Origin of the sequence: Actinomadura litoris (assembly GCF_009733595.1) — a bacterium.
In the GTDB taxonomy this organism is placed as follows: Bacteria; Actinomycetota; Actinomycetes; order Streptosporangiales; family Streptosporangiaceae; genus Spirillospora; species Spirillospora litoris.
This window is the reverse complement of record NZ_WOFH01000002.1, coordinates 663,004-688,040: the sequence shown is the minus strand read 5'-3', so window position 1 is coordinate 688,040 and position 25,037 is coordinate 663,004. Positions and strand designations below refer to the sequence as shown.

17 protein-coding genes are annotated in these 25,037 nt (G+C 73.5%); 12 read left to right on the top strand and 5 right to left on the bottom strand.

What is annotated here, in order from left to right:
• Positions 1 to 14 precede the first annotated feature (14 nt).
• Positions 15 to 2,051, bottom strand: a complete 2,037-nt coding sequence (locus tag GNZ18_RS07565; protein ID WP_312874360.1) for an N-6 DNA methylase — start codon at positions 2,049 to 2,051, stop codon at positions 15 to 17.
• A gap of 97 nt (positions 2,052 to 2,148) precedes the next feature.
• Between GNZ18_RS07565 and GNZ18_RS07560 the strand changes: the two genes are divergently transcribed.
• Together GNZ18_RS07560 and GNZ18_RS41905 are read left to right on the top strand one after the other, a co-directional pair.
• Positions 2,149 to 7,707, top strand: a complete 5,559-nt coding sequence (locus GNZ18_RS07560) for a DUF3320 domain-containing protein (protein ID WP_173390675.1) — start codon at positions 2,149 to 2,151, stop codon at positions 7,705 to 7,707.
• A gap of 87 nt (positions 7,708 to 7,794) precedes the next feature.
• Positions 7,795 to 8,019, top strand: coding sequence for a GNAT family N-acetyltransferase (locus GNZ18_RS41905; RefSeq protein ID WP_216651189.1), 225 nt, complete (start codon positions 7,795 to 7,797; stop codon positions 8,017 to 8,019).
• Between the two features lie 4 nt (positions 8,020 to 8,023).
• On the opposite strand, the gene GNZ18_RS43040 is transcribed toward GNZ18_RS41905, so the two are convergent.
• Positions 8,024 to 9,355 (bottom strand): serine/threonine-protein kinase, encoded by a 1,332-nt coding sequence (locus GNZ18_RS43040; protein ID WP_216651188.1) that lies wholly within the window; start codon positions 9,353 to 9,355, stop codon positions 8,024 to 8,026.
• Positions 9,356 to 9,498: 143 nt separating this feature from the next.
• Here GNZ18_RS43040 and GNZ18_RS07545 point away from each other — a divergent pair, with 143 nt between their 5' ends.
• The 7 genes from GNZ18_RS07545 (at position 9,499) to GNZ18_RS07515 (ending at position 17,438) form a co-directional block, all read left to right on the top strand.
• A complete protein-coding gene (locus GNZ18_RS07545; RefSeq protein ID WP_156215447.1) occupies positions 9,499 to 12,609 on the top strand; it encodes an AfsR/SARP family transcriptional regulator in 3,111 nt (1,036 codons plus the stop codon).
• A 67-nt stretch (positions 12,610 to 12,676) separates the two neighbouring features.
• Positions 12,677 to 14,230 carry an MFS transporter gene (locus tag GNZ18_RS07540; RefSeq protein WP_156215446.1) on the top strand — a complete coding sequence of 518 codons (1,554 nt, stop codon included), beginning with the start codon at positions 12,677 to 12,679 and terminating at the stop codon, positions 14,228 to 14,230.
• Positions 14,231 to 14,270: 40 nt separating this feature from the next.
• Positions 14,271 to 15,182 carry an SPFH domain-containing protein gene (locus GNZ18_RS07535; protein ID WP_156215445.1) on the top strand — a complete coding sequence of 304 codons (912 nt, stop codon included), beginning with the start codon at positions 14,271 to 14,273 and terminating at the stop codon, positions 15,180 to 15,182.
• A complete protein-coding gene (locus tag GNZ18_RS07530; RefSeq protein ID WP_214619008.1) occupies positions 15,179 to 15,397 on the top strand; it encodes a type II toxin-antitoxin system antitoxin in 219 nt (72 codons plus the stop codon). Before GNZ18_RS07535 ends, GNZ18_RS07530 begins: the two co-directional genes overlap by 4 nt.
• 2 nt (positions 15,398 to 15,399) lie before the next feature.
• A complete protein-coding gene (locus GNZ18_RS07525; RefSeq protein ID WP_156215444.1) occupies positions 15,400 to 16,026 on the top strand; it encodes a GOLPH3/VPS74 family protein in 627 nt (208 codons plus the stop codon).
• 118 nt (positions 16,027 to 16,144) lie between these two features.
• Positions 16,145 to 16,834: a lysophospholipid acyltransferase family protein gene (locus GNZ18_RS07520; RefSeq protein WP_156215443.1), complete on the top strand. Its 690-nt coding sequence runs from the start codon at positions 16,145 to 16,147 to the stop codon at positions 16,832 to 16,834.
• A gap of 31 nt (positions 16,835 to 16,865) precedes the next feature.
• The gene (locus GNZ18_RS07515) at positions 16,866 to 17,438 is read left to right on the top strand and encodes a 3'-5' exonuclease (protein WP_156215442.1); all 573 of its coding nucleotides are present in this window, start codon (positions 16,866 to 16,868) and stop codon (positions 17,436 to 17,438) included.
• 24 nt (positions 17,439 to 17,462) lie between these two features.
• Here the strand turns inward: GNZ18_RS07515 and GNZ18_RS07510 are convergent, their stop codons facing one another.
• Positions 17,463 to 18,785, bottom strand: coding sequence for an MFS transporter (locus GNZ18_RS07510; protein ID WP_246249527.1), 1,323 nt, complete (start codon positions 18,783 to 18,785; stop codon positions 17,463 to 17,465).
• Between the two features lie 251 nt (positions 18,786 to 19,036).
• On the opposite strand from GNZ18_RS07510, the gene GNZ18_RS43035 reads away from it, so the two are divergent.
• Entirely contained in the window at positions 19,037 to 19,657 is a 621-nt protein-coding gene (locus GNZ18_RS43035) for a TetR/AcrR family transcriptional regulator (RefSeq protein ID WP_214619006.1), read from the top strand.
• Positions 19,658 to 19,679: 22 nt separating this feature from the next.
• Here the strand turns inward: GNZ18_RS43035 and GNZ18_RS07500 are convergent, their stop codons facing one another.
• Positions 19,680 to 20,744: a mechanosensitive ion channel family protein gene (locus GNZ18_RS07500; RefSeq protein ID WP_156215440.1), complete on the bottom strand. Its 1,065-nt coding sequence runs from the start codon at positions 20,742 to 20,744 to the stop codon at positions 19,680 to 19,682.
• A gap of 146 nt (positions 20,745 to 20,890) precedes the next feature.
• Between GNZ18_RS07500 and GNZ18_RS07495 the strand changes: the two genes are divergently transcribed.
• Positions 20,891 to 22,537, top strand: coding sequence for a CocE/NonD family hydrolase (locus GNZ18_RS07495; protein ID WP_312874359.1), 1,647 nt, complete (start codon positions 20,891 to 20,893; stop codon positions 22,535 to 22,537).
• On the opposite strand, the gene GNZ18_RS07490 is transcribed toward GNZ18_RS07495, so the two are convergent.
• On the bottom strand, positions 22,461 to 23,147 hold the full coding sequence (locus tag GNZ18_RS07490; RefSeq protein ID WP_214619004.1) for a histone deacetylase: 687 nt from the start codon (positions 23,145 to 23,147) through the stop codon (positions 22,461 to 22,463). The genes GNZ18_RS07495 and GNZ18_RS07490 overlap by 77 nt on opposite strands.
• Positions 23,148 to 23,334: 187 nt before the next feature.
• Here GNZ18_RS07490 and GNZ18_RS07485 point away from each other — a divergent pair, with 187 nt between their 5' ends.
• Complete coding sequence (locus GNZ18_RS07485) at positions 23,335 to 24,597, top strand: glycosyltransferase (RefSeq protein ID WP_156215439.1); 1,263 nt, start codon at positions 23,335 to 23,337, stop codon at positions 24,595 to 24,597.
• Positions 24,598 to 25,037 lie beyond the last annotated feature (440 nt).

Sequence of the window (25,037 nt, the reverse complement as noted above, 5' to 3'; positions counted from 1 at the left end):
TTCGCCTCCTCCGCTCAGGCGCCGCAGCCTTTTCCCCGGGTCCTGGCGCGGGCGGGCCCGATCGGGCGCAGACTCCCGTCGGCCAGACCGTCGCCGAGCAGGCGGGCCAGATCTCCGCCGAGCGTGGCGGCCAGGCGCAGTTTCGTCTCGAACTCCTCAAGCCCCCGGAAAGCACTACCGTAGCGCCGTTGCTCGCCTATGGGGGGAAGCGGTACCTCCGCACGGCGGATGTCCACCCGGTAGCTCGACGACATCATCGAGTAGTGGCGAAGGTTGAGCGAGCCGCGCAGGACGCCCGCCAGAAAGTGCGCGTCGAGACGTTCGGGGTCGGGGCGCAGGAGGAACAGGTGACGGCCCAGCACCGCCCCCGGCTCCGGGACGACACGGGCCTCGGGTCTCCGCACGATCGTCGGGACCACGACGTCGCCCGCGAGGACCGGGATCAGGTCCTCGTCCAGCACGATCTCCGAACCGGGCGGCAGGAACGGCCAGCGACCCTGCACGACGTCGTCGGCGGTCAGGATCGGAGGGGCCCCTGCCGTCGTGGCCTCCTCGTCCGCAGAGGGAGCACCGGGCCCGTAGTGAACGGTGACCAGGCCCATGCGGACGAGTTCCGCTACGGGAACGAGAGGGGCGTCAGCCGCTCCCTCGCCGCCCTCCACCTCCGGGAGCAGCTCCGGCAGGGCCGACAGGAGTCCGAGAACGCCGACACGCTCATCGGTGACCCGCTCGATCGCGGGAGCCGCGGCGGGGCGGCCGATGTGGCGTGACGGGGTGAGGTCTACCTCCTCGTCCAGCAGGTCGATGATGCGGACGGCGCGGGCGCGTCCCGGCTCGTCGAGCTCCTCCTCGGGTTCCGCCTCGAATCGGCGCCAGATGGTGACGGCCTGTGCCACGTAGTCCTCCGACGTCTCCACCATGAGGACCCGGCTCGGTTGCCGGTCGCCGGTGGCAGGGCGTCGCAGCACCCACAGGTTCAACGGCACCGCCATGTTCGGGACGGCACCGAGCGGCAGGGTGAACACCGCGCGGAGGGCGCCGCGGCGAAGAAGCTGCGCGCGAATCCGGCGTCCGGCACGGCGGTTCGCGGCGGCGGGCGGCATCAGCAGCATCGCCTGGCCGCCCGGTACGCAGTGCGCCAGCGCGTGCTGCACCCATGCGAGTTCCGACTCGGTGCGCGGCGGTAGGCCGTATTCCCATCGAGCGTCGGCGGTGAGCTCGTCGTAACCCCAGTTGCGGTCGTTGAACGGCGGAGTCGCCACGACGAGATCGGCCAGGACGTCCGGAAACGCGTCGTGGCGTAGCGAGTCACCGGCCCGGACGACCGCGCCCGGCGCGCGAAGGGCGAGACGCACGGCGGTGAGTCGCGCGATCGTCTCGTCCGCGTCCTGGCCGAACACGGGCCCCGAGGCACCGCGTTCGAGCGCGCCCAGCAGATAGCCACCGGTGCCGCAGGCCGGATCGAGGACCGTCGTGAGATCGGGGCTGGCGAGGTCCAAGACGAGCCGGACGACCTCAGACGGCGTGACGTAGATGCGCCGCCGGTGGAGATCGAGGTAGCGCTCACGCAGGAACTCGAAGGTCTCGACCGCCCCGCGCTCCGCCGCCAGCGACGCCAGTCCGCGGAGCAACGGCGGGAACCGTCGCCGCAACACGGCTGGGAACGGGCGCCCGCCCGGAAGGATCGCGGCGGCCTCGTCGACCACACTCGGCAGGTTCCGCAGGATGTCGGCGTCGGACGCCCCAGCGAGCGATTCCCCGTACGCGGGGTCGCGCACGAGGCGGAGCAGAAAGGCACCCGCGTACCCGAGGATTTCGGGCAGCGCGGCCTCGTCGGTGGTCCGCCGGAGTTCGTGCCAGAGATCCTCGTCGACGGCCGGTTCGTCGAGCTTGCCCTGATCCCGCAACCAACGGCGTACTTCGATGAGAGAGAACGACGGACTGGTGGCCGTCCCACCGACGGGTCGGGGAAAGTCGTCGTAGCGCTTGCGCCAGTTACTGACCGCCGCCCGTCCGACACCGGCCAGCCGGGCGATGTCCGCCGCGGTCACGGTCGCGTCCTGTGGCACGGCTCCCTACCCCTCCTACCTGCGATGCACGCTTGTGGCAGCGCTGAACGCCACGCTACACCTACCAGGCTTTCGACCAATGAGACGCTGGTCGATCGCATTCACAGCCAATCTATGCCTTGATGCAGCACTGAAGCTATCCATCCGTGACCTTGCGCGAGGATTGTGTACCCGGGTCTTTTCACGGGAGTGGTACATGGACGAGCTGGCGCGCACGCAGTTGCGGAACGTTCTAGGGAAATGGCGAGCCAGCCTGATTGATCTGAGTGGACGGAACCGCCTGCTGAACTTCCGGCACACCCGCATCGCCACGCTGAGGATTCAATCTCCGAAAGCGGGGCCGCTCCTCGTCGATCTCGATTCGGGTCTGCGCTTCGCCGAGTTGCCGGAGGACGACGCCACGGACGATCGGTCCGATATCGAGCCCGACGGCCGGATCATCACCCAGAAGACCACCCGACCCGCCCTCGAGGCGTCGCTGCGCAAGTTGTACCGCGACTCCAATCAGGCTTTCAACGACACCGGCCTGTGGACGCTTCAGCTCGGGGTGTCCTTCCTCAAATGGCGCGAGCCCGGGGCGGAGGACTTCAGTTCGGCTCCGCTCCTGCTCGTCCCGGTCCGCCTCGAAAGGCTGGGCCCCGGCCTGTTCCGCCTGGTCGCGGAACAGAACGAGGACCCCGCCCCCAACCCGGCGCTCGCCGTCAAGATGAGCCAGCTCGGGCTCGCCTGGCCCGCACCGGACGACATGAAGGACCTGTTCAGTACGCTGACCGCGGTCCGGGAGATCATCGCAGACCGCCCGGGTTGGGAGGTGACCGAGGAGGTCGTGCTCGCCACCTTCCGCTCCCACAAGGAGGCGATGTACCGGGATCTGCTGGACCACGAGGACCAGATCCTCGCGCACCCCCTCGTGCAGGCCATCGGTCTGGGCGCGGCGGCGGAACTCCCGGACGACGCGCTCGACTTCGAGCCCATCGCCCCGGACAGGATCGACGTCCTCCAGCCGCCCGAGCGGATCCCCCTCGTCCTGGACGCCGACTCGTCGCAGCGGCAGTGCGTCACGGCGGCGCTGGACGGCCGGTCCTTCATCATGGACGGGCCACCGGGCACGGGGAAGAGCCAGACGATCGCGAACATGATCGCGACACTGATGCACGCGGGGCGCAGCGTCCTCTTCGTCAGCGAGAAGGCGGCGGCCCTGGACGTCGTTCGCAACCGTCTGGACTCGGTCGGTCTCGGCGCCTTCGTACTGTCGCTGCACAGCCACCACGCGAGCCGCAAGGAGGTGGCGAGGGCCCTGGGAGCCGCCCTGTCCCACCGTCCGAAGGCCCTCCGCGCCACCTCCGAGGAGGATCGGCGGAGGCTCCGCATCACCCGCGAGGGCCTGTCGGCCTACGCCGCGGCGATGAACGAGCCCCGTCCGCCCCTCGGCCTCACGCTGCACGACGCGATCGGACGGCTGTGCGCGCTGGCGCACGTCCCGCTGCTCAGGATCGCGCTTCCCGACGGCCTGACCGCCGACGGACTCCAGGACGTGCTCGCCGCGGCGACGACGGTCGACGACTCGTGGCGGCCGGTGGCCGAGGGCCCCGACTTCGTCTGGCGCGGCCTCACGGAACGCGGCACCCCACGGGCACGACTCGATCTGCTGCGCGAACGGGGCGAGATGCTCCTGCGCCGGATGGCGGCGCACTCCGACATCACCGAGCCGCTGGGACTGACGGGACCAGGCTCCGTGGAGCGGGTGCTCGCCCTGCTCGACTCCACCCGAGGCCGCCCCGACATACCGGAGGCATGGCTCACCGCGCCCGGGCTGCCGGTGGTTCGCACGATGACCACGGAATTCACCACGAGGCTGAGCGCCCTACGTGCGTCCATCACCACCGTCGCCGACGAGATCGGCCCGGACTGGGACCGGTTGCCCGCGCGACTCCCCACCGGAGTGCCGACCGAGGAAAGGGCACTCGCCGCGCTGGCCATCGAGGGCATCGCCCTGGCGGATCTCACCGAGAGTCGGCTTCGCGGCCTGGCCGACGACTTCCGAGCCGCGGTGAGAACGCTGCGGGACGCGAGAGAGACCTTGGCCGACATCGCCGCCGTCTACGGAATGCCCGCACCCGAGACCTTCGAACGGGCCTTCGCGCTGGGCAGGCTCACCGAACTTGCCCGAAAGGCGACTCGTCCGGAGGCCGCTTGGCTGACACGGGAGGGCAGGGACGCCGCGGCACGCGCCGTCACCGAACTCCAGAACCGCGTCGACTCGCTCCTTCGCGCCAAGGCGGTAGCGGTTACAGTTTTCAGTCAGGAAATCCTCAATGTGCCCGACTTTCCCATCCTCGCGCGACGGTTTGGTGAGAGCCATGGGGTCGCGAAACTCTCAGGTGCTCACCGCGGCGACAAACGCGCATTGGCCAAACTGACCGTCTCGGGCGAGTGGAACAGAGCGGCGGCCGAACGACTCTCCCAGGCGGTGGCCTGGCACGAGGCCGCGCTCGCGCTCCAGCAGGCCGCCACCGCGCACGGTCACGCCCTCGGACGCTACTGGCAGGGTGAACAGACTGACTTCGCACTCGTCCGCGACCTCCTCAAGAACGCGGAGGAGATCATCACCCTGACACGCGATCTACCTGTCCCGGCCGCTCTGGTCGAGCAGGTCTCCGCTGAGGGAACGCCCGATCCCGACATTCGCGCCGCCGCCGACGGTGTCCTCGACCGGCTGGAGCGGTGGCGGTCGTCCCTGGTGCCCGCACCGCGACCCGGCGGGCGTCCGAGGCTCGCACAAGGCACCATGACCGATGCCGCCGACTGGTACTCGGCGCACATCCGTCCGCTCGACGAGGGCGCGGTGTTCATCGCGACGGTCCAGCCCGTGTCGTCGGCCACACCGCTCACTCTGGCGCAGGCGCGCGACATCGCCGGGAGAATCGAATCGGTGCGCGCGCGACGTGAGGCGTTCCGGGCGCGGAAGGCGCAGGACGAGCGGTTGCTCGGCCCCCTCTACGCCGATCTTGACACCGACGGCACGGCCATCGACGAGGCCCTGACCCGGGCGGCCCGGATGCGACCCGCGGACGAGCCGATGCCCGAACGATCCGCCGCCGCGCTGCTCGCGGCTCAGCCCGACGAGGACCTTCGCGGGGCCTGGAACGCGTTCCGCGCGGCGGTGACCGACTTCGTGCGGCTCTTCGAGGAAGCCCGGTGGCCCGACCTGCGGGCCCGGCTCACCGGTACGGCGACGGCGTTCCAGGAGCTCACCGACCGGCTGGTCGCGGACGAGTCCGGCCCCGACGAATGGCGCTCCCTCACCAACGCGAGAGCGGTCCTGCGCGGACATGGGCTCGACGGCCTGATCGGGCGCGTCGCCGAACGCGGGTTGGACGGCGCGGGGTTCCGGGAGATCGTCGAACGGGCCGTGCTGGAGACCTGGGTGGAGCACATCATGAACGATGACGCGCGCCTCGTGCCCGTCCGGGCGGTCGAGCGGGACCGGCAGGTCGATCTCTTCCGCTCCCTCGACCAGGCCCTCGTCGAGGGAGCCCACGCCCAGGTGATCGAAGCGTGCAACGCGCGACGCCCACGCCCCAACATCGGCCAAGCCGCCATCATCCAGCGGGAGGCTGAGAAGAAGAGCCGGCACATGCCGGTGCGGACTCTGCTCGAGAAGACCCCTGACGTCGTGCAGCTCGTGAAGCCCTGTTTCATGATGAGCCCTCTCACGGTCAGCCAGTTTCTACCGTCCGACTATCGCTTCGACGTCGTCATCTTCGACGAGGCGTCCCAGGTGCTCCCGCAGGACGCGGTCAACTGCGTCTATCGAGGCGGATCCCTGGTCGTGGCGGGGGACCAGAAGCAGCTGCCGCCGACGGACTTCTTCGCCCACTCGGACGACCCGGACGACGACGAGTACGACGAAGGGGCACCCGACTCCTTCGACTCGCTCCTCGATATGTGCAAGGCCAGCGGTCTCATTCCCAACCTTTCGCTGGCCTGGCACTATCGAAGCCGGCACGAGGGCCTTATCGCGTTCAGCAATCGCGAGTTCTACGGCGACGGCCTGGTGACATTCCCGGGCGCGCGCGCGAACGGCGACGACGTCGGAGTGACATTCACCAAGGTCGCCGGTGTGTACGAGCGTGGCCGCAGCCGAAGCAATCCCGTCGAGGCGCGAGCCGTCGCCGAGCGCGTCGTACACCACTACAGGTCACGGCCGGCGCTGAGCCTGGGCGTGGTCGCGATGTCGGACGCGCAGGCCCGCGCGATCGAGGACGCCGTGGAGCGGGCGCGGGCCGAGCATCCGGAACTCGAGTCGCACTTCGCCGAGGACCGTCTCAACGGCTTCTTCGTCAAGAACCTGGAGACCGTCCAAGGCGACGAACGCGACGTGATCATCATCTCCGTCGGATACGGCCGGGACCAGGCCGGTAAACTCACCATGGCCTTCGGGCCGCTGAACAGGGAGAACGGCTGGCGCCGGCTCAACGTCGCGGTGACCCGCGCGCGGCATCGCGTCGAGGTGGTCGCGTCCATCTCGGGCGCCGACATCCAGGAGAACGGTAAAAGGAGCCGCGACTCTTTCAAGAGGTATCTCGACTACGCCGAACGCGGTCCCGCCGTCCTGGAGCAGGCCAGGCTCAACGACGATACGGCGCCCGAGAGCCCGTTCGAGGAGTCGGTTCTGGACGTCCTGGCGGACTGGGGCTACGACGTCCAACCGCAGGTCGGCGTGGGGGGCTACCGGATCGACATGGCGGTACGCCACCCGGAGCTTCCGGGCCGGTTCGCGCTCGGTATCGAGTGCGACGGGGCCATGTACCACTCGTCCAGAGCCGCACGCGACCGCGACCGGCTGCGCGAGGACGTACTGCGCGGCCTCGGCTGGAACCTGTACCGCATCTGGGGCACCGACTGGTACCGCAACCGGCCCGCCGCGGAGCAGCGGCTCCGCGAGGCGGTCGAATCGGCGATCGAGTCGGCCGACATCACCTCGCCTGATGAGGCCGAGGCCAGCCCGGAGACCGAGACCGCCCGGGTCGAGGCGCCGCCGGCCCCCGACCCCGCGCTCGTGACCATGGAGTCGACCGAGACCGCGCGTACCTGGGCGGCCACCTACCGTCGAGCGCGCCTCGAAGGCCACCTTTACTACTACGACATGCACCTCCCGGAGTCTCGACCGCTGCTCCAGCGGCTCTTCCGAGAAGTCCTGGAGATCGAGGCACCGATCCAACGCGACGTCCTCTACCGGCGGACGGCCACGGTCTGGCAGGTCGAACGGATCGGCGCACGGATCCGCGCCAATCTGGACGGTGCGCTCAACGACTTCCTACGGGACAACCTCGACGTAGAACGAGACGGCGACGCCCTCCTCCTGAAGGAACGGCCGATCGACCCCCGCGAACCGGGCGACGGCGTCCTTCGCAGGGTCGCCGAGATCCCCGCCCAGGAGAGGAAGCTCGCCCTCATCGGCATCATCGGGGAATCCCCCGGAATCACGGAACCCGAACTGACCGTTGTCGCCACCCGCTTCTTCGGCTGGAACCGCCGCGGCTCCGACATCGTGCGCACCTTCGCGCACGACCTCACCGAACTCCAAGAAGAGGGGCACATCGACGGGCGGCCCGATCGCATCTTGTTGCGCTAGGAATCAGAAGCTGCCTGTGGCGAGTCCAAGGACAGCCCTGAGACCGGCGTCACCGGACCGCGCGCCGGGCTCGGACCGCTTTGCGCGGTGGTCGGGCCGGATGGGCGGGTCATCCAGCAGCCCGCTTACTTCGCCGTCCACCCGGACTACCGGGGCCGAGGCTACGGCCGGAGGCTGTGGCGGGCCTCGATGGCCTGGGGCCGCGCGCGTGGGGCCGACGTCAAGGTCCTTCAGGCGGCCCGCGGAAGCGCCGCCGAGGCCCTCTACCTGGCCGAAGGGCTGGAGACGCACGGCTACCTCTGCCAGAGGTAGCCGGTTAGAAGGGGCAGGTGGGGAGGTCGGGGATCGGGGGGTTGGTCCAGGTCGGGGAGACCGAGGTGGCGGGGAACCAGCCCCAGCCCTCGTTCTGGTAGCGGTCGTCGCCCTGGGTGTAGAGCCAGGCGGTGGCGGGGTCGGTGGAGCCCGGGCGTTGGCAGACGAACCAGTTGCTGGTCGATCTGAGGTAGCCGGTCGTGGGGCCGGAGGTCGGTTCCTGGTAGAGCGGGCCCGGGCGGGCGGTCTGGCAGGACCAGGTGTCGAAGCTGCGGCCGGTCGGGTCGGTCACCCGTCTGGTCGCGTGCGTGCAGTGGGCGGCCGGTGCGGACGCGGTCGGGGTGGCGGATTTGGTGGGTGCGGCGGCGGGGGTCGACGGGTCGTGGATGAGGAACGCTCCCGTGATCAGGGTGACGAGGAGGGCCGCCGTGGCCGCGCCCGCCCAGATGGGCCAGGGTGAGCGGCGGGGTGGGGGCGGGGTTTCCTGGTGATGACTCACCATTTGGGTTACTTCGGGGGGTAGCCACTGGTCTGGGGTGGCCTCCGTGGTCAGGCGTTCGAGGATCTCGGGCGGCGTCGGGCGGGCGGCGGGGTCCTTGGCCAGGCAGGACGCGGCGAGGTCGTGGATCGCGGGCGGGAGGCCGGTCAGGGTCGGTTCGCCGTGGACGATCCGGTACATCAGGGTGTGGGCCGGGCCCTCGCCGAAGGGGCGGACGCCCGCCGCGTGGCACAGGACCGCTCCCAGCGCGAAGACGTCGGCGGGCGGGCCGACGTCCGCGCCGGTGATGTGCTCGGGGGCCATGAAGCCGGGGGTGCCGACGGAGCCGCCGGTGCGGGTCAGCGCGGTGCCCTCGTCGGCCTGGGCGATGCCGAAGTCGATCACGCGGGGGCCGTCGGGCGCCATGATGATGTTGGACGGCTTCAGGTCGCGGTGCACGAGCCCGGCGGCGTGGATCGCCTCCAGAGCCTCGGCGAGGCCCGCGCCGAGCACGCGCAGGGAGTGCTCGGGGAGGGCGCCGTGCTCGGCGACGACGGCGGCGAGGGACGGACCCGGGACGTAGGCGGTGACCAGCCACGGCGGGTCGGCGTCCAGGTCGATGTCGACCACCTGCGCGGTGTGGAAGCCGCCGACCCGGCGGGCGGCCTCGGCCTCGCGGGCGAACCGGCGGCGGAAGCCCTCGTCGGAGCCGAGTTCGGCGCGCACGACCTTCACCGCGACGGCGCGTCCGCCCGGCGAGTGGCCGAAGAACACCTCGCCCATGCCTCCGGAGCCGAGCCGTCCCGACAGGCGGTAGCGGCCGATCGTCTGTGGATCGGCGGGTCGCAGCGGCTCCATCGTCCCCCAGCTTCCGATATGCGAACACTCAAGTCTCCTGGACGCGCGGAGCGCCGGGCACGGTTCCGGGTCCGGGGCCGCTTCTGGTCAGGGGGCGTTTTCCGGCGATCTCGCGCGCGCTCCCAGGCTGGGAGGATTGGGGTATGTGGTTTGGGGTTCTGGGGGCCGTGGAGGTCCGGGGCGCGGAGGGCGCGGTGGGCGGGCCCCGGGTGCGGGGGCTGCTCGCCATGCTGCTGCTGGAGGCGGGACGGGTCGTCGCCGCCGAGCGGCTGATCGACGGTCTGTACGGGGAGGAGCCGCCGAAGGGGGCGGCGAACGCGCTCCAGTCGCAGGTGTCGCGGCTGCGGCGGGGGCTCGGGGACGCGGGGCTCGTGGAGGGGCACGCGGCCGGGTACCGGCTGGCCGTCGCGCCCGAGCTGGTGGACGTCCACGAGTTCGGGCGGCTGGCGCGGGACGGGCGGGAGGCGCTGGCGGCGGGCGAGCACGCGCGGGCGGCGGCCGTGCTGAGGCGGGCGCTCGGGTTGTGGCGCGGGCCTGCCCTGGCGGACGTCAGCGCGCCGTTCGCGGCGGCGCAGGCGGCGCGGCTGGAGGAGTCGCGGGCCGCGGTGGCGGAGGATCTCGCGGAGGCGGAGATCGCGCTGGGCGAGTTCGGGGCGGTGGTGCCCCGGCTGCGGGATCTGGTCGACGCGCAGCCGCTGCGGGAGCGGGCGCGGGCGCTGCTCATGCGCGCCCTGTACGGGGCCGGGAGGCAGGCCGACGCGCTCGCGGTGTTCGAGGACGGGCGGCGGCTGCTGGCGGAGGAGCTCGGCGCCGACCCCTCGCGGGAGCTGGCCGAGGCGCATCTGGCGGTCCTGCGCGGCGAGCCCGCGTCCGAGGCCGCGCCCGAGGCCGCGCCCGCGCGGGAGTTGCCCGCGCAGCTCACCAGCTTCGTCGGGCGCGAGGACGAGGTGCGCCGGGTCGGGGCCATGCTCGCGGACGGGCGGCTGGTCACGCTGCTCGGGCCGGGCGGGGCGGGCAAGACGCGGCTGGCGGTCGAGGCGGCGGGACGCGAGGACGGCGAGGTCCGCTTCGTGGACCTCGCGCCGGTCGACCGGACGGAGGTCGGCAAGGCGCTGCTCGGCGCGCTCGGGCTGCGCGAGAGCGGGATGCTGCCGGGGCCCGCCGAGGGGCAGCCGGGGGCGGAGGAGCGGCTGGTCACGGCGCTGGCGGGGCGGCGGATCCTGCTGGTGCTCGACAACTGCGAGCACGTCGTGGAGCCGGTCGCGCGGCTGGCGCACCGGCTGCTGAGCGCCTGCCCGAGGCTGCGGGTGCTCGCGACGAGCCGGGAGGCGCTCGGGATCACCGGCGAGGCGCTGCGTCCGCTGCCGCCGCTCGCGCTGCCGCCGGAGGGCACGCCCGCCGGTGACCTCACGCGCTATCCGGCGGTGCGGCTGTTCGCCGACCGGGCGGCGGCGGTGCGGCCGGGGTTCGCGGTGGACGAGGCGAACGCGCGGGACGTCCTGCGGATCTGCGGGGCGCTGGACGGGCTGCCGCTGGCGATCGAGCTGGCGGCGGCGCGGCTGCGGTCGCTGCCGGTCGGGGAGGTCGCGACGCGGCTGGACGACCGGTTCCGGCTGCTGTCGCGCGGCAACCGGGGCGCGGCGCCCCGGCACCAGACGCTGCGCGCCGTCGTGGGGTGGAGCTGGGACCTGCTGGACGGCCCCGAGCAGGTCCTCGCGCGGCGGCTGACCGTGTTCTCCGGCGGGCTCACACTGGAGGCGGCGGCGGAGGTCTGCGACGTCGAGGACGCCGACGAGCTGCTCGTCGGGCTGGCCGACAAGTCGCTGCTCCAGGCCGACGGGGCGCGGTTCAGGATGCTCGACACCGTCCGCGCGTTCTGCGCCGAGCGGCTCGCGGACGCGGGCGAGGAGGAGCGGTTCCGGAGGGCCCACGCCGAGTACTTCCTCGGGCTGGCCAGGCGCGCCGACCCGCACCTGCGGGGCGCCGAGCAGGTGGCGTGGCTGGAGCGGCTCGCCGCCGACCACGGCAACCTGCACGCGGCGCTGCGGCGCAGCGTCCGGCCCGACCCGGCGCTGGCGCTGCGGCTCGTCGCGTCGCTGTCGTGGTACTGGTGGCTGCGGGGGCGGATCGAGGGCGCGGCGCTGGCGACCGCGCTGCTGGAGGAGATCGGGACCGAGCCGCCGGAGGGCCTGGGCGAGGAGTACGTCCTGTGCGTCGCCAACGCGGTGGGGGGCGGCGAGTCCGGCGCGCGGGCGGCGGGGTGGCTCGACCGGGCCGAGGAGCTGCTGAACGGGATCGGCCGCACGCTCGCCTACCCGGTCGTCACCGTCTCCTGGGCGCTGACGGCCGGGCCGGAGCGCACCGACATCGAGGTCATGACGCGGCAGATCGGCGACGACCCGTGGTCGAAGGCGCTGACCAGGATGAGCGCGGCGTTCCTGCTCCAGTTCCGGGGCGACCTGGCGGGCGCGGAGCTGGCCTGCGGCGAGGCCGTCGCCGGGTTCCGCGAGGCCGGGGACTCCTGGGGCATCGCGAACACGCTGGACTCGCTCGCCCAGCTCGCCGACTGGCGCGGCGACCGCGCCCGCGCGCTGGCCCTGCTGGACGAGGCGCTCGCGCTGACCGACCGGCTCGGCGCGCTGGAGGACACCGCCGACCTGCTCTACCGGCGCGGCGACGTGCATGTCCACGCCGGGGACCTGGACGCCGCGCACGCCGACTACACGCGCGGCGGCGGCCTCGCGCGCCGCGCGGGCGCGCCCGACAAGGTCGCGGGCGCCCACCACGGGCTCGGGCAGGTCGCGCGGCTGCGCGGCGACCTGGCCGAGGCGCGCCGCGAGTACGAGCTGGCGCTCGGCGGCCCGATGTCCGAGCGGTTCATCGCGGGCGCCGTCCGCGCGGTCGCGCTGGTCGGGCTCGGCTGGGTGGAGCTGCGCGAGGGCGGGACCGCGCGGGCCAGAGAGCTGTTCCGCGCGTCGCTGGCCCTGTCGATCGACCACCCGGTCTTCATGAACCAGGCGGGCGCGGCCGTCGGCCTGGCGGGCGCGGCGCTCGCGGACGGCGACGGGGCGCGGGCCGCGCTGCTGCTCGGCGCGGCCCGCGCGCTGCGCGGCGCCGACGTCGAGCGCGACGCCGACGCGGAGGGCGTCGAGGGCGGCGCCCGCGCGCTGGTGGGCGACGCCGCGTACGAGGCGTCCTACGCCGGGGGCGCCGCGCTCCCCCGCGAGGAGGCCGTGGCGGAGCTGCGCCGCTGACCACCGGCGGGAAGCTCGGTCAGCGGACGGTGCGCGGGCGGTCAGCGGCCCCCGCGAGGCTCCGGCCATGGAAAACCCGACCCGCAAATGGGGCACGTTCGCCATCTGCACGCTGCTCGCCATCGTGCCCAACATCGACCTCACCGCGCTGAACCAGGCGATCCCCCGCCTAAGCGCGGACCTGGACCCCTCCGCCACGCAGATCCTGTGGATCGCCGACGCCTACGGCTTCGCGCTCGCCGGGCTGCTGGTCACGATGGGCGGCGTCGGCGACCGGATCGGCCACAAGAGGCTGCTGCTCATCGGCACGGCCGTGTTCGCCGCCGCGTCCGCCGTGACCGCCTACGCGCCGAGCGCCGAGCTGCTGATCGCGGCCCGCGCGCTGCTGGGCGTCGCGGGCGCGACGCTCATGCCGTCCTGCCTCAGCCTGATCCGGCGGGTGTTCACCGAGCCCAGGCAGCGGACGATGGCGGTGGGGGTGTTCAGCGGCGCCGCCGGGCTCGCGGTCGGGCTCGGCCCGGTCGTCAGCGGCGCGCTGCTCGACCACTTCTGGTGGGGCTCGGTCTTCCTGATCAACGTGCCGCTGATGGCGGTGGCGCTCGTGGCGGGCGCGCTGGTGCTGCCGGGCTCCCACCGGCGGGCGGCGTCCGGGCGGATGGACCTGCCGAGCGTGCCGCTGTCGGTCGCCGGCGTCCTCGGCCTGGTGTACGCGGTGAAGGAGGCCGCCGCCCACGGGGTGGACGAGCCGCGCGTGCCGGTCGCCGCCGCCCTCGGCGCCGCCGCGCTGGCGGCCTTCATGGTCCGGCAGACCCGGGTGGCCGAGCCGCTGATCGACGTCGGGCTGTTCCGCGTCCCCGCCTTCAGCGGGTCGGTCGTCACCAACATGTTCGCGATGTTCACGCTGGTCGCGCAGTCGCTGATCTTCTCGCTGCTGTTCCAGCTCGCGCTCGGCTGGTCGCCGCTGCGGGCCGGGCTCGCCGGGCTGCCCGGCGCGCTCGGCGCGATGATCGGCGGCGCCGCGCTCGCCCCGCCGCTGATCTCGCTGCTCGGCCGCGCCCGCTCGGTCGCGATCGGCATGGCCGTGTCGGCCTGCGCGTTCACCTCGTTCCTGACGATCGGGCTGGACACCTCCTACCTGGCGATGGTCCCGATGATCCTGGTGTCGGGGCTCGGGATGGGGCTCGCGATGACGGTCACCTCCGACACCGTGCTCGCCTCGGTGCCCCGGGAGCGCTCGGGCGCCGCGTCCGCGATCTCCGAGACCGCGACCGAGCTGGGCGGCGCGCTCGGCATGGCGATCCTCGGCAGCGTGCTGAACGCCGTCTACCGCGACAGCCTGGAGCTGCCCGCGGGTGTTCCGGCGCCCGCCGCCTCGGCCGCGCGCGACTCGCTGACCGGCGCCGTGCAGGCGGCGGCCGCTTTGCCCGGAAGCCTCGGGGAGCAGGTCGCCGGCGCCGCCCGCGCCGCGTTCGTGGACGGCATGCACGCCGCCCTGCTGTGCAGCGCCGGGCTGGCCGCGCTGGTGGCGGTGTTCGCGCTCGTGACCCTGCGCGGCGTCCCCAAGGTCATCGAGGACGCCGAGGTGCCCGCCGAGGCCCCCGTGCACGAGTCGAAAAAGTGATATCACTTTGCTATGCTCGTGCTAACAAGGGAGGAAGCACATGGTGGAGTCGACACGGGTGGAGATGCCGAGGCCGCAGTCCTCCGAGCGCGCGGCGCGCGACATCGGCGGCTGGCCGATGCTGGGGGCCGGGCTGGCGCTGGTCCTGCTGGGGGCCGTGGCGGTCCTCGCCGGAATCGCCGCCGGGGGCGGCGCGGGGATCGGGGTCGGGATCGCGGCGGCGGTGGTGCTGGTGCTCGCCGGGCTGGTCGTCCTGGCCGGGCTGACGGCGGTCGCGCCGGGCGAGGCGCGGGTGCTCCAGGTCCTCGGCCGCTACGCCGGGACGGTGCGCACCGACGGGCTGCGCTGGGTGAACCCGATCACCGAGCGGCGCAAGGTCTCGACCCGGATCCGCAACCACGAGACCGGGCTCGCGAAGGTCAACGACCTGGACGGGAACCCGATCGAGATCTCGGCGGTGGTGGTCTGGCAGGTGCGCGACACCGCGCGGGCGATGTTCGAGGTCGACGACTTCGTGGAGTTCGTGGCCTTCCAGACCGAGGCGGCGGTGCGGCACATCGCGGGGAGCTTCCCCTACGACGCGCACGACCGGACCTCGCTGCGCGACAACGCCGACGAGATCACCGGGCAGCTGTCGGAGGAGCTGCGGCAGCGGGTCGCCTCGGCCGGGGTGGAGATCATCGAGTCCCGGATCACCCGGCTGGCCTACGCGCCGGAGATCGCGCAGGCGATGCTGCGCCGCCAGCAGGCGGGCGCGGTCGTCGCGGCCCGGCAGCGGATCGTCGAGGGGGCGGTCGGGATGGTGCAGCTCGCCCTGGACCGGCTCGACGAGGAGAACGTGGTGGACCTCGACGAGGAGCGCAAGGCGGCGATGGTCAGCAACCTGCTGGTCGTGCTGTGCGCCGACCGGGACGCACAGCCGGTGGTGAACACCGGCACGCTCTACCAGTGAGCGCCGAGCGGAAGAAGATTCTGCTGCGGCTCGACCCGGCCGTGCACGACGCGCTCGCCCGGTGGGCCGGGGACGAGCTGCGCAGCACCAACGCGCAGATCGAGTTCCTGCTGCGGCAGGCCCTCGCCGAGGCCGGGCGGATGCCCGGCTCGGCGGGGCGGATGCGCCGGCCGGGCCGGCCGTCCAAGGCGGAGACCGAGGGGAACGAGGAGTAGCCATGGTCGAGATACCGGACACGCTGCCGGCCCGCATGTTCCTCCTGGCCTACGACCTGCGGAAGGAACGGATGACGCAGCACGGCCCCCGGCTCGGGTACGTGCTGCGCGCCGCCGCGCTGACCGAGCTGTTCCTGGACGGGCGGCTCGTCGAGGAGCACGGCCGCCCCGTGCCGGGCACGCCCGGCGATGACCCCTACGGGCTGCTCGCGGAGATCTCGGCGTCGCGTCCCCGGTCCTGGCAGCACTGGATCCGCAAGGACGTCCGCGCGATGGCGGGCACCGTCCGCGAGGAGCTGGCCCGGGAGAGGTGGATCCGGGTGACGCGGGAGCGGCGGCTCGGGCTGTTCCCGCGCGACCGCGTGAGCGTGCGGGACCCCCGGGTGGTGAAGGCGCTGTGGGGCGGCGCGTCCTCGGCGCTGCGGGGCCGCCCGGTCGCGCACGTGAACAGCTACGACGCCGCGGCGGTGGCGCTGGCGGCGGCGGGCGAGATGGCCTCGGTGCTGCCCGGCTCGGACCGGCGGCGGCACAGACGGCGGATCGAGGAGCTGACGGCGCGGAGCGGCCCGGCGGTGCCCGCCGTCCGCAAGCTCCTCCGCGCGCGGCGCGCCGCCGCCGCGGCCGGGTAGCGGCCCGAGAGGGAGGGCGGGGCCGCCCGCAATGACGGGGCCGACAAGATTCCGGGGCTGGATCTTGTGTCGGGGCGGCACCGCGACGGCGGACGCGCGGCCCATAACCTGCTCGGACATGGACCCCGAACGCCTGATCTACCCGCTGATGAAGTACGTCCTGGTGGGCCCGGCGATGCGCCTGGCGTTCCTGCCGACGGTGAGCGGGCTGCGGCACATCCCCCGGACGGGCCCGGTGATCCTCGCGGCCAACCACCTCGCGTTCGTGGACTCCTTCGTCCTGCCGCTGATGGTGCCGAGGCGGGTGCACTTCCTCGGCAAGCACGAGTACTTCACGGGGGCGGGCGCGCGGGGCCGCGCGATCGCGACGCTCTTCCGGAGCGTCGGCGCGATCGCGGTCGACCGGTCCGGCGGGCGCGCGGCGCTCGACGCGCTCGACACCTCGGCGCGGGTGCTGGAGGGCGGCGGCGCGTTCGCGATCCACCCCGAGGGCACCCGGTCGCCGGACGGGCGGCTCTACCGGGGCCGGACGGGCGTCGCGCGGCTCGCGATGCGGACCGGCGCGCCCGTGGTGCCGGTGGCGATCGAGGGCACCGACCGCGTCCAGCCGCGCGGGCGGGCCGTCCCGAAGCCGGGCCGGATCGCGCTGCGGATCGGCACGCCCATGGATTTCACCGGACGCGACGCCGGGACCCCGCGCGGCCGCGCCGCCCGCGAGGTCACCGACGAGATCATGGAGGCGATCCGGGGGCTGTCGGGCCAGGAGTACGTCGACGACTACGCGCCGAGGCCGGAAAACGGGTCGTGAGCCGCGCGGCCGGGCCGGTACCGTCCCGCCCATGGACGAGAGGACCGGCCGCTACCTCAACGTGGTCGACGTCGAGGCCACCTGCTGGCCGACGCGGGCCGAGGCGGGCGGGCAGCCGAACGAGATCATCGAGATCGGGCTGTGCGTGGTCGACCTGGAGGCGCGCGAGCGCACCGCGAAGCACCGCGTCCTCGTGCGTCCGGCGCGGTCGGCGGTGAGCGCGTTCTGCACCGATCTGACCGGCCTCACCCAGGACGAGGTGGACGGCGGCGTCCCGTTCGCGGAGGCGTGCGCGATCCTGGAGCGCGAGCACCGCTCCCACACCCGCGCCTGGGCGAGTTGGGGCGACTACGACCGCAAGCAGTTCGAGGCGCAGTGCGCGCGGGCGGGCGTCCGGTACCCGTTCGGGCGGCGGCACACCAACGCCAAGGCGACCTACTCGCAGGCCCGCGGGCTGCCGAAGCGGCTGGGCATGGCGGGCGCGCTCCAGCACGCGGGGCTGCCGCTGGAGGGCCGCCACCACTGCGGCGCCGACGACGCGTGGAACATCGGCGCGCTCGTCCTGGACGTCGTGCGCCGGGGCGCGTGGCCGGAGCGGGCCTAGCGGCGGGCCCCGGCCACGCCCCGCTCACCCGCGGACGCGCATGACCACGAGCGTCACCAGCAGCGCCGCCGCCGCGAACACGGCGCCGGCCGCGAAGGCCGCGTCGATGCCGCTCATCGCGTCCTCGCGCGAGCCCTGGACCGCGACCAGGACGGCCGAGCCGAGCGAGGCGCCCGACCACAGCATGGCCTGCGCGACCCCGGACGCGGCGCCCGCGTGCTCGGGGTCCACGCTCGCGAGGATCGTCGCGTTCAGCGGCAGGATCGTCAGCCCCGCGCCGAGGCCGATGATCATGAAGGGGCCGAGCAGGCCGCTGACGAAGCCGTCCCCGGCCGAGAGCTGCGACAGCCACAGCAGGCCGGCGCCGAGCAGCAGCGTGCCGAGGGCGACCAGGGGACGCGCGCCGGTCCTCGGCAGCACGCGCGGGACGAGCCGGACGGTCGTGAACTGGAGCCCCACCAGCGGCAGGAACGCGACCCCGGCGCGCAGCGGCCCGTAGCCGAGGTTCTGCTGGAGGTACTGGGTCAGGAAGAAGAACGCCCCGAAGATCCCCGCCACGTACAGCAGGAGGACCAGGTAGGACGCGGCGCGGTCGCGCCCGGTCAGCAGCCAGAGCGGCATGATCGGCTGCCGGGCGCGCCACTCGACCGCGACGAACACCGCGAGCAGCACGGCGGCGGCGGCGAAGGCGCCCAGCGCGCGGGCGTCGCCCCAGCCGTCCGAGCCGGCCCGGATCAGCCCGTACACGAGCGCGGTCATCCCGGCCGTGGAGGTGAGCGCGCCGGCGACGTCGAACCGTCCCGGGCGCCGCGCGGTCTCGGCGAGCACGCGCGGGGCCAGCAGCGCCAGCACGACGCCGACCGGCACGTTGATGAAGAACACCCACCGCCAGGACCCCACCTCGGTGAGGACGCCGCCGACGAGCATCCCGATCGCGCCGCCCGCGCCGGACACGGCGGAGAAGACGCTGAGCGCGCGGACCCGCGCGGGACCCTCGAAGTTGCTCGCGATCAGCGCCATCGCGCTCGGCGCGGCGACGGCGGCGGCCAGGCCCTGGGCGGTGCGGGCGGCGAGCAGGAACCAGCCGCTCGTCGCGAACCCGCCGACCAGGGACGCTGCGGTGAACGCGACGATCCCGGCGGTGAAGGCGCGGCGGCGGCCGAACATGTCCCCGGCGCGCCCGCCGAGGAGCAGCAGCCCGCCGAAGGCGAGCATGTAGGAGTTCTGGATCCAGGCGAGGCCGCCGGTCGACAGCCCGAGCCCGTCGCGGACCCGCGGCAGCGCGATGGTGACGACGGAGGTGTCGAGCGTGATCATGAGCTGGCAGCCCACGATCACGGCGAGCATCACGCCCGGACGGTGTAGGAGGCCCTGAAAAAGGCCATGATTGACTGGCGGAGCGGCGGCGCTGGGAGCGGCGAACTCCCCGCGCGCGGCCGTCCGCTCGTTGGATGTGGTCACGGGTGACCCCCGGAAACGAGAACTTAAGGAACGGGGACGTACACTATGTGGGAAACGTACCACCGATCCGCACAAAAGAGAACGCTAGCGTTCACTATATTGGCGGGGTCGAGGGTGCCGGTGAACGGGAGCGACCGGTGAGCACGGGCACGGGGGCGGACACGGCCGGGGGCGGAGGCCCGGGGACGGGCACGCGCCGCCGCGGCGGCGAACTGGAGGCGGCGATCTACGAGGCCGTGTTCACGCAACTTGAGGCCGTCGGCTACCGCAGGCTGACCATGGAGGGCATCGCGGGCGCGGCGCGCACCGGCAAGGCCGCGCTCTACCGGCGCTGGCAGTCCAAGGAGGACCTCGTCACCGACGCGCTCAAGCACGCGCTGCCGAACCCGCCGCCGCGTCCGGCGACCGGGAGCGTCCGCGAGGACATGCTGGCCTCCCTCACCTGCCTGCGCGACACGCTGATCGCCTGCCGGGGCGCGGCGTTCAAGGTGCTGAAGGAGGAGGCCGCCGACAGCAACGGCCTGATGCACGACGTGATCCGCGCGCGCATCTCCGAGCCCGTCAGGGAGATGCTGTACCAGGCGCTGGAGCAGGGCGCGGCGCGCGGCGAGGTCCGTCCGGGCGCGGTCACCCGCCAGGTCGCGAACGTCGGCCCGGCGCTGGTCGTGTACGACCACCTCACCGAGGGCGGCGCGATGGACGACGAGCGGCTCGCCTCGATGGTCGACGAGATCCTGCTCCCCATCCTGCGCCCCTGACGCGCTCCCCCGGCCCGCGGGGCTACAGGCCCGGCGACACCGGGCGGCCGTCGGGGCCGGACGCCTCGTCCAGCGTCACGCGGCGGCGCGGGTAGGGCGTCTCGACGCCCGCCTCGCGGAACCTGCGGTGCAGCCGCTTGACGAACTCGTGCTTGATGGCGAACTGGTCGCCGAACTCGCTGGTGCGCAGGATCACGGTGAAGTCGACCGACGACTCGGCGAAGGTGTGGAAGCGGACGAGGATCTCCGCGTCCTTCACGCCGCCCTGCACGTCCGCCATCACGCCCTCGCCGACCTCGACGACGAGCTTCTCGACCCGCTCCAGATCGGCCTCGTAGGGGACGCGCGCCTGGATCAGCAGCGACATGTCCTGCGCGGGCCGGTGGTAGTTGGTGAGGATCGTGTCGGAGAACCGCTGGTTCGGGATGACCTCGATGTTGTCCGACAGCGTGCGGATGGAGGTGTTGCGCCAGTTGATGTCGACGACGTACCCCTCCTGCCCGCTGCTCAGCTTGATGTAGTCGCCGGGCTCGATGGTCTTGGACGCGAGCACGTGCACGCCCGCGAACAGGTTGGCGAGGGTGTCCTGCAGCGCGAGGGCGACCGCGAGGCCGCCGACGCCGAGGGCGCCGAGCAGCGGCGTGATCGACACGCCGAGGCTCTGGAGCATGACCAGCAGGCCGATGCCGATGACGATCACGCGGGTGATGTTGGCGAAGATCGTCACGTTGGCGGCCACGCCCTGCCGCGCCATCGCGATCGAGGTCACCGACCCGGCGATGAGCCGCGCCAGCGCCAGCGACACCACGAGGATCGTCGCGGCGGTCAGCACCCGGGCGGTCACGTCCAGCGTGCCGCGCGGCAGGTGCAGGACCAGCGCCGCGAACCAGGCGCCGGTGAGCACCGCGACCGGCATCGCGAGGTCGCGGATCAGCCGTGCGGCCAGGTCGTCCCAGGTCCAGCGGGTGTCCCCGGCGCGGCGGAACAGCCGCCCGGTGAGCATCCGCAGCGCCACCGCGACCCCCAGCGCGGCCACCATGACGATCGCCGCGATGATGACCCGCCGCCAGTCCAGGTGGTCGCCCATGACGCCCTGATCACTCCTCAATGGTCGACTTGCCGGGCAGATCCGGATTTCGCCCACGATCGTAGTGAAGGACCGGACCGGGTGGGACGCGTCCCGGGACGAGGCCGCCCGCGCGGTACCCGGAACCGGCGATTACGATCGATCAAGTGGTGAGCGTCGGGATGATGCGCCGGCTGGGGGTCACGGCGCTGGGACTGCGGAACGGCCCCCACCGGGTGCGGGTCGAGCGCGACCTGGAGGTCCCCGCCGCCGACGGCGTGACCCTGCTGGCCGACCGGTACGCGCCCGCCGACGTGGAGCGGGCGCCGGTGGTGCTCGTCCGCTCCCCCTACGGGCGGCGCGGCCCGTTCGGGCTGATGTGCGGGCAGGCGTTCGCGTCGCAGGGGTTCCAGGCCGTGGTGCAGAGCGCGCGCGGCGGGTTCGGGTCGGGCGGGGTGTTCGAGCCGCTGGACGAGCGGGAGGACGGCCTCGCCACCATCGCGTGGCTGCGGGAGCAGGAGTGGTTCGGCGGCGCGTTCGCGATGCACGGCCCGAGCTATCTCGGCTATGTGCAATGGGCCGTCGCCGCCGAGGCGGGGCCCGCGCTGAAGGCGCTGTCGATGCAGGTCACGGCGTCCACGTTCCGGGACGCGGTGAACGTCGGCGGGGCGTTCGCGCTGGAGTCGGCGCTGATCTGGGTCGACCTCACGGCCCGGATGAAGCACTCGCTGTCGGGCATCACGACCGGGATCATGTCGCCGCGCCGCGCCCGCCGGGCCGCGCTGTCGGGCCGCCCGCTCGCCGAGCTGGACCGGCTCGCGACCGGCGCGCAGCAGCGGTTCTTCCAGGAACTGCTGGCCAACGGCGCCAACACGCCGTTCTGGGACCGCCGCGACTTCAGCGCCACGGTGTCGCGGGTGGACGCGCCGGTCAACATGACCGGCGGCTGGTACGACATCTTCCTGCCCTGGCAGCTGCGGGACTACGCCGCGCTGCGCGCCGCCGGGCACCGCCCCTACCTGACGATCGGTCCCTGGTTCCACGCCGACCAGCGGATGATGCGCGGCTCGGTCGGCGAGGCGGTGAAGTGGTTCCGCGCGCACCTGCTGAACGACCCGTCGCAGCTGCGGGAGCAGCCGGTCCGGCTGTTCGTGACCGGCGCGGCGGAGTGGCGCGAGTTCCCCGACTGGCCCGTCCCGGGGATGGCCGAGGAGCGCTGGCACCTCCAGCCGGACGGGGCGCTCGCCCCCGCCGGACCGCCCGAGTCCGACCCGGACCCCTACCGCTACGACCCCCGGCACCCGACGCCGTTCCTCGGCGGGCCCACGCTGCTCGGCGAGACCCGCCCCTCCACCGACCAGCGGCGCCTGGAGCGCCGCCGGGACGTGCTGACCTACACCTCCGCCGTGCTGGAGGAGGACCTGGAGATCATCGGCCCGGTCGCCGCGGACCTGCGGGTCCGCTCGAACCGGGAGCACACCGACTTCGTCGTCCGGCTGTGCGACGTGGCCCCGGACGGCGAGTCGCTGAACCTGTGCGAGGGGATGCGGCGGCTCGTCCCGGGCGCCCCCGAGGCGGGCGCGGACGGCGTCCGCCGCGTCGCCGTCGAGCTGTGGCCGGCCGGCCACCGCTTCCGCCGGGGGCACCGGGTCCGCGTGCAGGTCGCGAGCGGCGCCTACCCCCGGGTCGCGCGCAATCCGGGCACCGGCGAGCCGATCGGCACCGCCACCGCGATGCTCACCGCCGACCAGGAGGTGCTGCACTCCCCCGCGCACCCGTCGGCGGTCCTGCTTCCGGTCGTCCCGGCCCGCTGATCAGCGCCGCCACCTTCTCCGGCCGCCACGTGCCCGCCGCGCCCGGCCGCCCGCACAGGTAGGACGCGGCGCGCGCCGCCGTCCAGCCGTGCGCCTCGCGCAGCCCGTTGCCGAGCATGCCCAGGTACGCGGCGGCCGGGGCGTTCAGCTCGGCGGGGCCGTGCGGCGCGGGCGCGGTGAAGGTGAGCATGGGGTGCCCGGCGCGCTCGCCGACCCTCAGCACGGTCTCGTAGCGGCCGGGGCCGAGCCGCTGGCGGCCCGTGCGCACCGCCTCGGTCAGGTCGACGTCGACGCCGGTGTCGCGCCACATCTCCTGGGAGACCACGTCGCAGAACTGGCGGCGCGAGAGCAGGTAGGCGCGGGCGGCGGCGCGTCCCGGCAGCCCCGGGTCGTAGAAGGCCATGCCGCCGCCCCAGGTCGGCGAGGTCGAGGCGAAGTAGATCCCGCCCGGCAGCGTGACCGGCGCCGCCGCCCGCGCCGGACGCGGGTCGCGGCAGCCGGGGTAGTGCCGGGCGCCGCCGCTCGGGCGCCCCCCGGACAGGTAGCAGCGGAACCTCTCGCGGAACAGGTTCGACCCGTAGGCCACGTACCAGACCGGCTCGTCGTCCACGCCTCCAGTATCGCCGACGGTATAGTGAGGAGTCCTCGCTGGTCACGGCTTGATCGCCGCCCTTGACCCGATGTGATCCCGTTTCGCGAGGTTTGACGGACCGGGCAGACGGAAATAGTCTCCAGCGAGCAGGTGTCTAAGACGCAGATACCTCCAGGCTTCCCCTGTGTTGTCCCGGAGGATCGTCATGCATCGCCCGCTGAACATCGCGCTCGTGTCCGCCTCCGACCTTGACGGCGAGCACGCGCATTCCGTCCACGTCCGGGATCTCGCCCGCTCCCTCGCCCGGCCGCGTCCAGGCGACGAGGACACCAACCACGTCACCGTGTACACCCGGCGGCAGGACCCGTCCGCCCGTGCCCGCGGCCGACTCGGCCCCGGCGCCGCGCTCGTCCAGCTCGACGCGGGCCCCGCCCGGCCCCTCACCGAGGCCGAGCAGCTCGACCACGTCCGCGACCTCGCCGACGGGCTGCGCCGCCGCTGGAGCGGCTCCAGCCGTCCCGACGTCGTCCACGCGCACGGCTGGATCGGCGGCCTGGCCGCCTGCGCCGTCGCCCGCGAACTCGGCATCCCCTTCTTCCAGAGCTTCCACGGCGTCGCCGCCACCGAGCGGCGCGCCGGACGCGAGGTGCACCCGCACCGCGACCGGCTGGAGAAGGCCATCGGCCGCGGCGCCGACCTGGTGCTCGCCTCCAGCGTCGAGGAGGCCGCCACGATCGTGCGGATGGGCGTGCCCCGGCCGTCGGTCAAGGTCGTGCCCTACGGCGTGGACGCCGACACGTTCGCGCAGGTCGGCCCGGCGATGCCGCACGGCGGCCGGGACCGGCTCGTGATGGTGTGCCGCGACCTCGCGGCCGGCGACGTCGAGACCGCGCTGCGCGCCCTCGTGCACGTCCCGGACGCGGAGCTGGCCGTCGCCGGCGGCCCCGACCGCGAGGACCTGGAGAACGACCCGGTCGTCCACCGGCTGATGCTGCTCGCCAAGGAGCTGCACGTCGCCGACCGCGTGCTCTTCCTCGGCCGCCTCCCCCGCAAGGCGCTGCCCAAGCTGCTGCGCACCGCCCGGCTGGCGCTTTGCCTGGCGCCCGCCCAGCCGTCCCCGGCGGTGCCGCTGGAGGCGATGGCCTGCGGCGTGCCGGTCGTGGCGACCCCGGCGGGCGGCAACGGCGACGAGGTGCTCGACAAGATCACCGGGCTGCACGTCCCGGCGGGCCGCCCCGTCGTGATCGGGCGGACGATCCGGCGCCTGCTCGCCGAGGAGACCACCCTGCACGGCTACTCCATCGCCGCCGCCGACCGCGCCCGCTCCCGCTACTCCTGGGACCGGATCGCCGGCGAGACCCTGCGCGCCTACGCCAAGGCGCTGCCCGAGCCCGACCCGGTGCCGGCGCCCCGGGCCGCGGACGAGGCGGAGTGCGAGGCCGACCGGACACCCGCCATGGCCGGTTGACGCGCCCCGTCACCGGCGGGCCCCGGATCCCTCCCCGGATCCGGGGCCCGCTCATGTCCGGCCCCCACAGGCACACCCGGCCACCGCCGCCGTCCCGACCCCACACACGACCCGCCCCCACACGCGACCCGGCCCCACACGCGTCGAGACACCGCACGGTCGAGGGCACCGCACGGTCGAGGGCACCGCACGTGGCCAGGCACCGCACGTGGCCAGGCACCGCACGTGGCCGGGGGCCGTGCGTGGCCAGGCACCGCACGTGGCCAGGCACCGCACGTGGCCAGGCACCGCACGTGGCCAGGCACCGCACGTGGCCGGGGGCCGTGCGTGGCCGGGGGCCGTGCGTGGCCGGGGGCCGTGCGTGGCCGGGGGCCGTGTGGTGTATTCGGGTGTTCCAGCCGGTGGGATACTGTGCGGCATGGCCGAATACGCGACGTCCG

What these genes read in the sequence shown, in the direction of transcription:
- GNZ18_RS07560 (WP_173390675.1), top strand. Translation starts at nt 2,149, where the DNA reads ATGAGACGCTGGTCGATCGCATTCACAGCCAATCTATGCCTTGATGCA.
- GNZ18_RS43040 (WP_216651188.1), bottom strand. Translation starts at nt 9,355, where the DNA reads ATGGAGCCGCTGCGACCCGCCGATCCACAGACGATCGGCCGCTACCGC.
- GNZ18_RS07545 (WP_156215447.1), top strand. Translation starts at nt 9,499, where the DNA reads ATGTGGTTTGGGGTTCTGGGGGCCGTGGAGGTCCGGGGCGCGGAGGGC.
- GNZ18_RS07540 (WP_156215446.1), top strand. Translation starts at nt 12,677, where the DNA reads ATGGAAAACCCGACCCGCAAATGGGGCACGTTCGCCATCTGCACGCTG.
- GNZ18_RS07535 (WP_156215445.1), top strand. Translation starts at nt 14,271, where the DNA reads ATGGTGGAGTCGACACGGGTGGAGATGCCGAGGCCGCAGTCCTCCGAG.
- GNZ18_RS07525 (WP_156215444.1), top strand. Translation starts at nt 15,400, where the DNA reads ATGGTCGAGATACCGGACACGCTGCCGGCCCGCATGTTCCTCCTGGCC.
- GNZ18_RS07520 (WP_156215443.1), top strand. Translation starts at nt 16,145, where the DNA reads ATGGACCCCGAACGCCTGATCTACCCGCTGATGAAGTACGTCCTGGTG.
- GNZ18_RS07515 (WP_156215442.1), top strand. Translation starts at nt 16,866, where the DNA reads ATGGACGAGAGGACCGGCCGCTACCTCAACGTGGTCGACGTCGAGGCC.
- GNZ18_RS07510 (WP_246249527.1), bottom strand. Translation starts at nt 18,785, where the DNA reads ATGCTCGCCGTGATCGTGGGCTGCCAGCTCATGATCACGCTCGACACC.
- GNZ18_RS07500 (WP_156215440.1), bottom strand. Translation starts at nt 20,744, where the DNA reads ATGGGCGACCACCTGGACTGGCGGCGGGTCATCATCGCGGCGATCGTC.
- GNZ18_RS07485 (WP_156215439.1), top strand. Translation starts at nt 23,335, where the DNA reads ATGCATCGCCCGCTGAACATCGCGCTCGTGTCCGCCTCCGACCTTGAC.